This window comes from Pseudoflavonifractor sp. SW1122 (assembly GCF_012027765.1).
Lineage (GTDB): Bacteria > Bacillota > Clostridia > Oscillospirales > Oscillospiraceae > Enterenecus > Enterenecus faecium.
Map to the genome: position 1 here is coordinate 1 of NZ_SJOS01000066.1, position 13,151 is coordinate 13,151.

Annotated in this window: 5 protein-coding genes; 2 read left to right on the forward strand and 3 right to left on the reverse strand. The window is 61.9% G+C overall.

The genetic code is table 11. From position 1 onward, the window contains the following. Positions 1 to 4 precede the first annotated feature (4 nt). The 3 genes from E0L15_RS11240 to E0L15_RS11250 all read right to left on the reverse strand — a co-directional run bounded on the left by E0L15_RS11240 (position 5) and on the right by E0L15_RS11250 (position 6,702). Positions 5 to 2,623 (reverse strand): cation-translocating P-type ATPase, encoded by a 2,619-nt coding sequence (locus E0L15_RS11240; protein WP_168125661.1) that lies wholly within the window; start codon positions 2,621 to 2,623, stop codon positions 5 to 7. A gap of 326 nt (positions 2,624 to 2,949) precedes the next feature. Continuing rightward, the gene (gene asnB, locus E0L15_RS11245) at positions 2,950 to 4,527 is read right to left on the reverse strand and encodes an asparagine synthase B (protein WP_168125662.1); all 1,578 of its coding nucleotides are present in this window, start codon (positions 4,525 to 4,527) and stop codon (positions 2,950 to 2,952) included. 81 nt (positions 4,528 to 4,608) lie between these two features. Next, positions 4,609 to 6,702, reverse strand: coding sequence for a glutamine synthetase III (locus tag E0L15_RS11250; protein ID WP_168125665.1), 2,094 nt, complete (start codon positions 6,700 to 6,702; stop codon positions 4,609 to 4,611). Between the two features lie 371 nt (positions 6,703 to 7,073). Between E0L15_RS11250 and gltB the strand changes: the two genes are divergently transcribed. Together gltB and E0L15_RS11260 are read left to right on the forward strand one after the other, a co-directional pair. Next, the gene (gene gltB, locus E0L15_RS11255; protein ID WP_168125663.1) at positions 7,074 to 11,615 is read left to right on the forward strand and encodes a glutamate synthase large subunit; all 4,542 of its coding nucleotides are present in this window, start codon (positions 7,074 to 7,076) and stop codon (positions 11,613 to 11,615) included. Positions 11,616 to 11,620: 5 nt separating this feature from the next. Further along, positions 11,621 to 13,108: a glutamate synthase subunit beta gene (locus tag E0L15_RS11260; RefSeq protein WP_168125664.1), complete on the forward strand. Its 1,488-nt coding sequence runs from the start codon at positions 11,621 to 11,623 to the stop codon at positions 13,106 to 13,108. Positions 13,109 to 13,151: the final 43 nt, after the last annotated feature.

Consider the following 13,151-nt stretch of genomic DNA (forward strand, 5'->3'; position numbering starts at 1 on the left):
AGGATTACTTGCGCTCCATAATCACCTTGGCAATCTGGATCACGATGGTGGGGATGAGGGCCAGGCCCACGATCTCGCCCAGATTGGCCACCCCAAAGGAGGGGGAGACCATAAACAGGGAGTTGAGACCGGGGACAAAGAGCACCAGCATCAGTAGCACCACACCAGCCAGAAACGCCCAGATGGAGGCCTTGTTGCTGGAGAACTTCAGCCGGAAGATGGACTCGGCGCCCCGGCAGTTGAAGCCGTGGAACAGGCGGGCCAGAGTCAGAGTGGAGAAGGCCATGGTGGTAGCCAGAGCGGCGTCGCCATTCTGATAGCCCAGATAGAAGGCAATCATGGTGACAATGGCGATGAGCAGACCCTGGATGCCGATACGGGCCAGCAGAGGCCGGGTGAGGATGGGCTCCTTGGGGTCACGGGGTTTCTGATTGAGCAGCCCACGGCGGGCGGGCTCCATGCCGATGGCGATGGCGGGCAGGGAGTCGGTGAGCAGGTTGATAAACAGCAGATGCACCGCCTCAAAGGGAGCGGGCAGGGCCATCAGGGAGGCGTACACCACGCAGAAGATACCGGCGGTGTTGCCGGAGAGCAGGAACTGAATGGCGTTTTTAATGTTGGCGTACACGCTGCGGCCGTTGACCACCGCCTTGACGATGGTGGCAAAGTTGTCGTCGGCCAGAATCATAGAGGCGGCGTCCTTGGATACCTCGGTGCCGGTGATGCCCATGGCCACGCCGATGTCTGCCTTTTTCAGGGCGGGGGCGTCGTTGACGCCGTCACCGGTCATGGACACGATGTTACCCCGGCGCTGCCAGGCGTTGACGATGCGGATTTTGTGCTCCGGGGACACACGGGCGTAGACGGAGACAGAGGCCAGGCAGGCGTCCAGCTGCTCGTCGGTCATGTTGTCCAGCTCCACACCGGACAGGGCCTGATCGCCCTCCTGGAAGATGCCCAGCTGCTTGGCGATGGCGGTGGCGGTAATCTTGTGGTCGCCGGTGATCATGATGGTGCGAATGCCGCCCTGCTTGGCGTCTGCCACGGCCTGAATGGCCTCGGGACGGGGCGGGTCGATCATGGAGATGAGGCCCAGGAAGGTGAATTCCTGTTCATCGTCCAGGGACAGGGGACGAATGGCGTCCAGCTCCCGGTAGGCAAAGGCCAGCACCCGCAGACCCTCGGTGGACAGCTGGGTGTTGACGCGGCCGATCTCCTCTTTCATCTCCTGGGTCAGAGGCACCCGGCCCTCGCTGGTGAGCAGCCACTTGGAGCGGTCCAGCAGCACGTCCATGGCGCCCTTGGTGAAGAGGGTAGGCACGCCATCAATGTCGTGGAGGGTACTCATGAGCTTGCGGTCGGAGTCAAAGGCCAGCTCACCCAGACGGGGGTGCTGCACCCGGTAGGTCTCCTCTTCTACGCCGAAATGTTCGCCCAGCATCACCAGGGCCACCTCCGTGGGGTCGCCGATGGAGGTGCCGGTCTCCTCCTCATGGGTGGCGTCGCTGGCCAGCAGAGCGGCCTTCAGAAGCAGGCGCTGGACGTGGTTGGCCAGGTTCAAGTCCTTGCCCTCCACCAGAGCGCCGTCGGCGTACACCTTTTGGGGAGTCATCTTGTTCTGGGTCAGGGTGCCGGTCTTATCCGAGCAGATGACGGACACGCAGCCCAGGCTCTCCACGGCCTTCAGGTCCTTCATGATGGCGTTTTGTTTGGCCATCTTCTGGGTGCCCATGGCTAACACAATGGTGACGATGGAGGACAGGGCCTCGGGGATGGCGGCCACGGCCAGAGCCACGGCAAACATCAGAGCGTCCAGAATCTCCATGTTGCTGCGGAACACGGACAGGCCAAAGACGATGGCGCAGATGACCATGATGACGATGGCCAGCTTGGCGCTGAAGTTGTCCAGGCTCTCCTGGAGGGGGGTCTTGCGCTGCTGGGTCTGATTCATCAAGGTGGCGATCTTACCTAGCTCGGTGTTCATGCCGGTGGCGGTGACCAGCACGGTGGCACGGCCATAGGTCACCAGGGAGCCGGAGAAGACCATGTTCTTCTGGTCGCCCAGAGCCACCTGGTCGGCGTGGATGACGTCGGCGGTCTTGTCCACGCCTTCGCTCTCACCGGTGAGGGAGCTCTCATTGACCTTGAGGGAGTAGTTTTCCAGAATGCGGCCGTCGGCCACCACCATGTCGCCGGCCTCCAGCAGCACGATGTCGCCGGGGACGATCTGGGTGGAGGGGATCTCCATGCGCTTGCCGTCCCGTAGCACTTTCGCTGTGGGGGAGGACATGGCTTTCAGGCTCTCCAGGGATTTTTCCGCCTTGAAGTACTGCACGGTACCCAGAATGGCGTTGAGGATGAGCACGGCGATGATGACGATGGTGCTTTCCAGATTGCCGGAGGCGGCGGAGATGAGGGCGGCGATGATGAGGATGATCACCAGTAGGTCTTTGAACTGCTCGGCAAAGACCTGGAGCACACTCTTTTTCTCGCCCTCAGCCAGCTGGTTGGGGCCGAACTGCTGGGCCCGAGCTTGGGCTTCCTGGCCAGACAGTCCGTTGACACTGGTTTTCTGAGTCTCCAGGGCCTGCTGTGGGGTTTGTTTGTAGTAGGCGTCTGTCATTGGTATTCCTTCCTTCCATGTGTTGAGTTGGGGGCGGAGAGGCAAAATAAAAAAGACCCTCCGCCAACTGCCCGCAAAGCGACAGTTGTCGAAAAGTCTTGTTACCACACAGGGTGCATACCGCCAGGCCAGCACGCTGACCGAGGTGTTGACGGCATAGCTTCAAACTACTCCCTTTTCAACTGCCGTCATTCTATCATGGGGGTGTGAGAAAGTCAAGGATGAATTTCCCTTTGCCCAGGATGGACGGAGGTACCTTCTCAGTATTTCCAGAGAATAGGGGCAGTAAACGGGAGCGGCGTGCCGTCGCCGCTCCCGTTTCCAGGTTACAGCCCGCTGTTTCCGTAGTTGGACAGCACCCGGGCAGAGGGGTCGTCCACGTTGCACCCTGGCCAGGTCTTGTTGGGCATCCAGAAGTCAGTGACCATCTGGCTCTGGCCGGGATAGTGGGCTTCAAACAGTTCCCGGTAGAGCAGAGACTCCTTGGTGAAGGGCTGGGCGTGGGTGTAGACCTTGCGCCGAGCCTGGAATTCTTGGTCGGTGTAGCAGGTCTCTGCATAGGCTTTCAGGTCGTCCACCATGGAGTGGCCCACGGCGTCGGAGAAGGCCGCCTTCTCCCGGTAGAGAATGTGCAGAGGCAGCCAATCCCCTTCAAATGCACGGCGTAGCAAGTATTTTCCCTTGCCATAGGTGTTGCACTTCAGACGGGGGTCAATGGCCATCACATAGCGCACAAAGTCCAGGTCACCAAAGGGCACCCGGGCCTCCAGAGCGTTCACCGAGATGCACCGGTCTGCCCGCAGTACGTCGTACATGTGGATTTCCCGAATCCGCTTGGCGGCCTCCTTCTGGAAGGCCTGGGGGGAGGGGGCGAAGTCGGTGTACTTGTAGCCGAACAGCTCGTCGGAGATCTCCCCGGTGAGGAGCACCCGGATGTCCGTGCGTTCATGGATGGCCTTGCACAGCAGATACATGCCAATGCTGGCCCGGATGGTGGTGATGTCGTAGGTGGCCAGCAGCTCCACCACTGGCTCCAGGGCGGTGAGCACATCCTGCCGGGTGATGATGACCTCGGTGTGGTCGCTGCCGATGTAGTCGGCCACCTCCCGGGCGTATTTCAGGTCGATGGCATCCCGGTCCATGCCGATGGCAAAGGTGCGGATGGGAGTGGGGGACGCTTTGGCGGCGACTGCGCACACCAGAGAGGAGTCCAGCCCGCCGCTGAGGAGAAAGCCCACCGGGGCGTCGGACACCAGACGTTTTTGAATCCCAGCCACCAGCTTTTCCCGGATGTTGGTGCAGATGGTGTCCAGGTCTCCGTTCACCACCTGGTCCACGCGGGTCATGTCCGCATAGCGTACAAACTGTCCGTCCAGATAGTAGTGGCCAGGGGGGAAGGGGAGAATGCGGCCCACCAGCCCCACCAGGTTTTTGGGCTCGCTGGCAAAGAGGATGGCCCCGGCCTGGTCGTAGCCGTAGTATAGGGGACGAATGCCCAGAGGGTCCCGGGCGGCGATCACGTGGCCACCCTGGGTGTCCAGAATGATACAGGCAAACTCCGCATCCAGCTGGGCAAACAGGTCCACTCCGTGCTCGAAATAGAGGGGGAGGAGAATCTCACAGTCGGATTGGCTCTGAAAGGTGTATTTATCCTTGAGTTGTTCCCGTATGGCCTCAAAGCCGTATAGTTCCCCGTTGCACACCCCATAGCAGCCATGGAGAACGAAGGGCTGCATTCCCTGGGGCTGTAGCCCCATAATGGCCAGGCGGTGAAAGCCCAGCAGCCCCATTCCGGTGTCCACAATGCGGGAGTTGTCCGGGCCCCGGGACTTGGTTTTGTAGAAGCCTTGGGTAAATGCCGTCACGTCAGCGTTTGGGGTGCAATATCCCATAATGGAACACATGTTGATGCCTCCTTGTGCGCCTGTGCCCATACCTCCACCGAGGTATGGGCACAGGCATGTATATTCAAATAGGTATAGTGATTACCGGACCCCGAACAGCAGCTGTCCGTAGGAGGGGTAGGGCCAGAAGGAACTGGCGGTGATGGTTTCGGCCTGGTCCACCGCCTGGCGCAGCTGGGCCATGGCGGGGAGCATCGCGTCCCGCACCGCCTCCGAGGTGGCGGTGACATCCGCCATCTGCTCCACGCGACTGGTCACCGCCTCCAGGGCTTCCATGCCCTGGGCGATCTGGTCGGTGAGGGTGCTCAGCTGCTCCAGCAGCTTGGTCTCGTGGGTGCAGGGCAGAGTGTCCACCACACTGCGTTTGGCAGCGATACCCTGGGCCACATGGGTGGCGTAGCTCTGGACGGCGGGGAGAATGTCCTGGCGGGCCATGTCGATCATGGTGTTGGCCTCGATCTCCACCGTTTTGCAGTAGTTGTCCAGCATGATCTCACAGCGGGAGTGGAGCTCAGGCACGGAGAATACCCCGTGGCGGGTGAGCATCTCCACGTTTTTCTCGTGCAGCAGGTAGGGCATGCAGTCGGCGGTGGTGGGCAGGTTGAGCAGCCCACGGGCTTTGGCCTCTTCAATCCAGCTCTCATCGTAGCCGTTGCCGTCAAAGAGAATGCGCTTGTGCTGGCGAATGACGTCCCGGAGAATGTGGTGGATTTCCGCCACCCGATCCTGGGCCTGTTCCAGGCGGTCGGCGTACTGGCGCAGGGACTCCGCCACAGCGGCGTTGAGCATCATGTTGGCACAGGCGATGGAGTTGGAGGAGCCCAACATGCGGAACTCAAACTTGTTGCCGGTGAAGGCGAAGGGGGAGGTGCGGTTGCGGTCAGTGGTGTCCCGGGGCAGCGGGGGCAGGGCGTGGACGCCCAGCTTCACGCGCTCGGCCTGGGGGGCGGTGTACTGGCTGCCCTCCTCCATGGACTTGAGAATGCCGGACAGCTCATCCCCCAGGAAGATGGACACCACGGCGGGGGGCGCTTCATGGGCGCCCAGGCGGTGGTCGTTGCCAGCGGTGGCCACAGACAGCCGCAGCAGATCCTGGTAGTCGTCCACCGCCTGGATGACGGCACACAGGCAGAGGAGGAACCGGGTGTTCTCGTGGGGCTTGGCGCCGGGGGAGAGAAGGTTCACTCCGGTGTTGGTGGCCATGGACCAGTTGTTGTGCTTGCCCGAGCCATTGACCCCGGCAAAGGGCTTTTCATGGAGCAGACACACCAGACCGTGCTTGGCAGCCACCTTCTGCATGATCTCCATGGTCAGCTGGTTGTGGTCGGTGGCAATGTTGGTGGTGGTGTAGATGGGGGCCAGCTCGTGCTGCGCGGGAGCCACCTCGTTGTGCTGGGTCTTGGCCAGAATGCCCAACTTCCACAGATCTTCGTTGAGTTCCTCCATGTAGGCGGCCACCCGCTCCTTGATGTTGCCGAAATAGTGGTCGTTGAGCTCCTGCCCCTTGGGGGAGCGGGCGCCGAAGAGGGTGCGCCCGGTGTAGATGAGGTCGGGCCGCTGGTCGTACAGCTTCCGGTCCACCAGGAAGTACTCCTGTTCCGGGCCCACCGAGGTGCGCACCGACTTCACATCGGTGTCCCCCAGCAGATGGAGCACCCGCAGAGCCTGGCGGTTCAGAGCCTCCATGGAGCGCAGCAGGGGGGTCTTCTTGTCCAGTGCCTCGCCGCCGTAGGAGCAGAAGGCGGTGGGAATGCACAACGTCTTGCCCTTGATGAAGGCGTAAGAGGTGGGGTCCCAGGCGGTATAGCCCCGGGCCTCAAAGGTGGCTCGCAGCCCGCCGGAAGGGAAGGAGGAGGCGTCGGGCTCCCCTCGGATCAGCTCCTTGCCGGAGAACTCCATAATCACGCCGCCGTCCGGGGCGGGGGAGATGAAGCTGTCGTGCTTCTCGGCGGTGACGCCGGTCATGGGCTGGAACCAGTGGGTAAAGTGGGTGGCACCCTGCTCCACCGCCCAGTCCCGCATGGCGGCGGCCACCACATTGGCCACGGGCAGGTCCAGGGGCGTTCCCTCCTCCATGGTACAGCGCAGGGAACGGTAAATATCTTGAGGAAGGCGGGCCTTCATCACACGCTGGTCAAATACCTGACTTCCAAAATAGCTGGGCACGTTGGTCATGTTCATCCATCCTCTCCAGAAAATAAAAACGGACAGCGACGTCATAGAACTGAGCTCCATGACGTCGTTGTCCGTTGGATGGGCTTATGATACGCCCCGTTTTCGCCAAAGTCAAGTGTGAAAATGCTGCAAAGTGAAGTGGCTGTTTCTGGCAGAAACTTGTGAAAACTGCCATTTGTGTTCCAGGGGGTTGACAAGCTCCGGGGGTGTGTCGTATACTTTAACGAAATAAATAGTCCGCGCGCGGCGCACGGATGTATTTACAAATACGAGATTGACAAGGGTGTCAAGGAATCCCACGGACAAGGTGGTCTGAGGGTTCTTTGGCGCCCTTGTGTTCGTTTTACAGATATTCCAAAGGGGGAGTCACCATGACAAAGCCATCCATGCAAACCCTATACTGCCCGCAGCTGGAGCATGACAACTGCGGCATCGGGGCCGTTGTGGACATCCACGGCCGGAAAACCCATCAAATTGTAGCAGATGCCCTGCACATTGTGGAAAACCTGGAACACCGGGCCGGAAAAGATGCCCAGGGCAAGACCGGGGACGGCGTTGGCATTCTGGTTCAGATCAGCCACCGCTTTTTCACCAAGGTATGTGCCCAATTGGGCATTGCTCTGGGCGGGGAGCGGGAATACGGCGTTGGCATGTTCTTCTTTCCCCAGGACGAACTGAAACGCAGCCGGGCCATGAAGATGTTCGAGGTCATTGTGGCCAAGGAGGGGCTGGAGTTTTTGGGTTGGCGTCCAGTGCCCACCGCCCCTCAGGTGCTGGGGGAGAAGGCACTGGCGTGTATGCCTGCCATCTACCAGGGCTTTGTGAAAAAGCCCAAGGACATCCCGGCGGGGCTGGCCTTTGACCGAAAGTTGTACATGGTGCGCCGGGTCTTCGAGCAGAGCAACGACAACACCTATGTGCCCTCTCTGTCCAGCCGCACCATGGTCTATAAGGGGATGTTCCTGGTGGGGCAGCTGCGCACCTTCTTTTTGGATTTGCAGGATGAGGACTTCGACTCTGCCATCGCCCTGGTGCACTCCCGCTTCTCCACCAACACCAACCCCAGCTGGGAGCGGGCCCACCCCAACCGCTTCATCGTTCACAACGGGGAGATCAACACCATCCGGGGCAACGCCGACAAGATGCAGGCTCGGGAGGAGACCATGTCCACCCCCGCCTTCTCGGAAGACGACTTGACCAAGGTGCTGCCAGTGATCCACGCCGACGGCTCCGACTCGGCCATGCTGGACAACACCCTGGAGTTTCTGGTCATGAGCGGCATGGAGCTGCCTCTGGCGGTGATGGTGGCCATCCCCGAGCCCTGGAGCCACAACGACACCATCTCCCAGCCCCTCCGGGACTTCTACCAGTACTACGCCACCATGATGGAGCCCTGGGACGGCCCCGCCTCCATTCTCTTCTCCGACGGTGATGTGATGGGAGCGGTGCTGGACCGCAACGGCCTGCGCCCCTCCCGCTACTATATCACCAGCGACGGGCGGCTCATCCTCTCCTCGGAGGTGGGGGTGCTCCCCATTCCAGAAGACCAGATCGTCACCAAGGAGCGACTACACCCCGGGAAGATGCTGCTGGTGGACACGGTACAGGGCCGGGTGTATTCGGACGAGGAGATCAAGGAACGATACGCCGGGAAGGAGCCCTACGGGGAGTGGCTGGACAGCAACCTGGTGGAGCTCCACGACTTGAAGGTTCCCAACCAGCCGGTGCCCCCTCTGAGCCGGGAGTACTGCGCCCGGCTGCAAATGGCCTTTGGCTACACCTATGAGGAGTACCGCAGCAGCGTGTGCTCCATGGCCCTCAATGGCAGCGAGCCCATTGGGGCCATGGGCGTGGACACCCCGCTGGCAGTGCTCTCCAACCAGTATCAGCCCCTGTTCCACTACTTCAAGCAGATGTTTGCCCAGGTGACCAACCCGCCCATCGACTCGGTGCGGGAGAAAATCGTCACCTCCACCACCGTCTACGCCGGGAAAAACGGCAATCTGCTCCAGGAGCAGCCGGAGAACTGCCGGGTGTTGAAAATCAACAACCCCATTTTGAACGACCTGGACCTGTTGAAGATCAAGACCATGAACCGCCCCGGCTTCCAGGTGGCCACGGTCTCCATCCTCTACTATAAAAACACCCCTATGGACCGGGTGCTGGAGCAGCTGTTTGTCCAGGTGGACAAGGCCTACCGCAAGGGAGCCACCATCCTCATCCTCTCCGACCGTGGGGTGGACGAAAACCACGTGGCCATTCCGTCCCTGTTGGCGGTGTCGGCGGTGCACAAGTACCTGGTGAAGACCAAGAAGTGCACGGCCATGTCCCTGATTCTGGAGTCCGGGGAGCCCCGGGAGGTGCACCACTTTGCCTGTCTGCTGGGCTACGGCGCCTGCGCCGTCAACCCCTACCTGGCCCACGCCACGGTGGCTCAGCTGGTGCAGGACGGCCTGCTGCAAAAGGATTATTATGCTGCGGTGGAGGACTACGACCACGCCATCCTCCAGGGCATCGTGAAGATCGCCTCCAAGATGGGCATTTCCACCATCCAGTCCTACCAGGGCAGCCAGATTTTCGAGTGCATCGGCATCAGCCGTGCCGTCATCGACACCTACTTTACCGGAACTATCAGCCGCATTGGCGGCATCACCCTGGAGGATATCGCCGCCCAGGCCGATGCCCAGCACTCCAAGGCCTATGACCCCCTGGGGCTGGCGGTGAATCTGACTCTGCCCTCGGTGGGACGCCACAAGATGCGCAGCCAGGGGGAAGAGCACCGCTACAATCCCCAGACCATCCACCTGTTGCAGCAGTCCACCCGCACGGGAGACTACGAGATGTTCCGGCAGTATACCGCTCAGGTGGACCAGGAGAACTTCGGCACCCTCCGCTCCCTCATGGAGTTCAACTACCCGGAACAGGGGGTGCCTCTGGAGGAGGTGGAGAGCGTGGAGAGCATTGTCACCCGCTTTAAAACCGGGGCCATGTCCTACGGCTCCATCTCCCAGGAGGCCCACGAGGCTCTGGCGGTGGCCATGAACCGCCTCCACGGCAAGTCCAACAGCGGCGAGGGCGGCGAGAGCGACGAGCGGCTGGAGTCGGCGGGCACCGACCATGACCGCAGCTCCGCCATCAAGCAGGTGGCCAGCGGCCGCTTCGGCGTCACCAGCCGCTATCTGGTCAGCGCCAAGGAACTGCAAATCAAGATGGCCCAGGGTGCCAAGCCCGGCGAGGGCGGACACTTACCCGCCCAGAAGGTATACCCCTGGATTGCCAAGACCCGCCACTCCACCCCCGGCGTGAGCCTCATCTCGCCGCCGCCCCACCACGACATCTACTCCATTGAGGACCTGGCCCAGCTCATCTATGACCTGAAAAACGCCAACAAGTACGCCCGCATCTCGGTGAAGCTGGTGTCTGAGGCTGGCGTGGGCACCGTGGCCGCTGGCGTGGCCAAGGCGGGTGCCCAGGTAATTTTGATCTCCGGGTACGACGGCGGTACCGGAGCTGCCCCCCTGAGCTCCATTTTGGATGCGGGCCTGCCCTGGGAGCTGGGCCTGGCGGAGACCCACCAGACCCTGTTGAAAAATGATCTCCGGGACCGGGTGCGCATTGAGACCGACGGTAAACTCATGAGCGGCAAGGACGTGGCCGTGGCCGCCTTGCTGGGGGCCGAGGAGTTCGGCTTTGCCACCGCCCCCCTGGTGACCTTGGGGTGTGTGATGATGCGGGTGTGCAACCTGGACACCTGCCCCATGGGCGTGGCCACCCAGAACCCGGAACTGCGCAAGCGGTTCATGGGCAAGCCCGAGTATGTGGAAAACTTCATGCGCTTCATCGCCCAGGAGCTGCGGGAGTACATGGCCAAGCTGGGCGTGCGCACCATCGACGAGATGGTGGGCCGTACCGACCTGCTCCGCCAGAGAACCGATTTGACGGGCAACGCCGCCCAGGTGGATTTGAGTGGAATTCTGGCCCAGGTCCCGGACAGCCAGACCATCTTTGATCCCCAGCACGCCTACGACTTCCATCTGGAGCGCACCAAGGACGAGCAGGTGCTGCTCAAGAGCGCCAAGATCAAGGACAGCCTGTCCAGTGGCCGGGCCCACACCGTGGAGGTACAGCTGTTGAACACCGACCGCAGCTTCGGCACCCTGCTGGGCTCCGAGCTCACCCGACGCCATCCCCACGGCCTGCCCCAGGACACCATCACCGTCCGCTGCCATGGGGCGGGAGGCCAGAGCTTCGGCGCCTTCATCCCCCAGGGCCTCACCCTGGAGCTGGAGGGAGACAGCAACGACTACTTCGGCAAGGGCCTGTCCGGCGGCAAGCTGGTGGTGTATCCCCCCAAGCAGGCGAACTTTGTCCCCCATGAGAATATCATCATCGGCAACGTGGCCCTGTACGGCGCCACCTCCGGCCAGGCCTACATCAACGGCATGGCAGGGGAGCGGTTCTGTGTGCGTAACTCCGGCGCCCGTGCCGTGGTGGAAGGCGTGGGCGAGCACGGCTGCGAGTATATGACCGGCGGCTGTGTGGTGGTATTGGGCCCCACGGGTAAGAATTTCGCCGCCGGTATGAGCGGCGGCGTGGTGTATGTGCTGGACGAGGGCAACGCTCTGTACCGGAACCTGAACAAGGGCCAGGTGCTCATGGAGAAGGTGGAGAGCAAGTTCGACCGGGAGGAGCTGCGGCAGATGCTCCAGGACCATGTGGCCGCCACCGGCTCGGAGAAGGCCCGACAGGTGCTGGACGACTTTGACGCCTATCTGCCCCGGTTCAAGAAGATCATCCCCGGAGAATATAAGAAGCTCATGCAGCTCTCCGCCCAATTTGAAGAGCAGGGCATGAATCGGGAAGAGGCCCAGATCGAGGCGTTCTATGCCAGCGTGGCAGGAAAGGAAGGTTGAGGAAGATGGGAAAGCCCACAGGATTTATGGAATATCAACGGCAGAACGGGCCTTCCGTCCCGCCTCTGGAGCGCATAAAGAACTTTGACGAGTTCCATACCACCCTCACCCTCCAGCAGCAACAGCGGCAGGGGGCCCGGTGTATGGACTGCGGCGTCCCCTTCTGTCAGGCGGGGATGATGATCGGCGGCATGGCCTCTGGTTGTCCCCTCCACAACCTGGTGCCTGAGATCAACGATCTGGTATACCACGGCAACTGGGAACAGGCGTATATCCGCCTCAGCCGCACCCACTGCCTGCCCGAGTTTACCTCCCGGGTGTGTCCCGCCCTGTGTGAGGCGGCCTGCACCTGCGGGGAGTATAGTGAGCCGGTCACCACCAAGGACAACGAACGCCAGGTCATTGAGTACGCCTTTGCCCATGGCCTGGTGAGCGGGGAGCCTCCCAAGGTGCGCACGGGCAAGCGGGTGGCTGTGGTGGGCAGCGGCCCGGCCGGGCTGTCTGCGGCGCTGCTGCTCAACCAGCGCGGCCACTCTGTGACGGTGTTTGAACGCCACGACCGCCCCGGCGGGCTGTTGCGCTACGGCATTCCCAATATGAAGCTGGACAAAAAGGTCATCGACCGCCGCGTTACCCTCATGGAGCAGGCGGGGGTGGAATTCCGGTGCAATGTGGACGTGGGCCGCACCGTCACCGCCCAGGAGCTGCTGGAGCAGTACGACCGGGTGATTCTGGCCTGCGGGGCCAGCCAGCCCCGGGACCTGCCAGTGCCTGGGCGGGAGGCCCAGGGGGTGATGTTCGCCGTGGACTTCCTCTCACAGGTGACGAAAGAACTGCTGGACAGCGACTTCCAAACCGTCCCCACCCACCTGGCCGAGGGCAAGCAGGTGCTGGTCATCGGCGGCGGCGACACGGGCAACGACTGTGTGGGCACCGCCATCCGCCTGGGAGCAGCGGGGGTGACCCAGCTGGAGATGATGCCCAAGGCCCCGGAGACCCGCACGCCCAGCAACCCCTGGCCCCAGTGGCCCCGGGTGCTAAAGACCGACTACGGCCAGCAGGAGGCCATCGCTGTGTTTGGCGAAGACCCACGCCGCTACCAGACCACGGTGAAGGAGTTCAAGCAGGACGCGGAGGGCAAAGTGTGCGGGGCTGTGCTGGTGAGCCTGGAACCCAAAAAGGACGAGGCCACCGGACGGATGCAGATGGTACCTGTGGAGGGCAGCGAGGTGGAAGTGCCCGCCGACCTGGTGCTCATCGCCGCAGGCTTTTTGGGCAGTGAGGAGTATGTGGCTCAGGCCTTCGGCGTGGAGCGGGACGGCCGCACCAACGTGGCCACCCAGCCCGGCGGCTATGAGACCAGCGTGGAGCGGGTGTTTACCGCCGGAGACATGCACCGGGGCCAATCCCTGGTGGTGTGGGCCATTGCCGAGGGCCGGGAAGCGGCCCGGGCGGTGGATGCCTCCCTCATGGGATACAGCAACCTATCATGATACAGAGAGTCCGGCACGGGGGTATCCTCGTGCCGGACTCCTT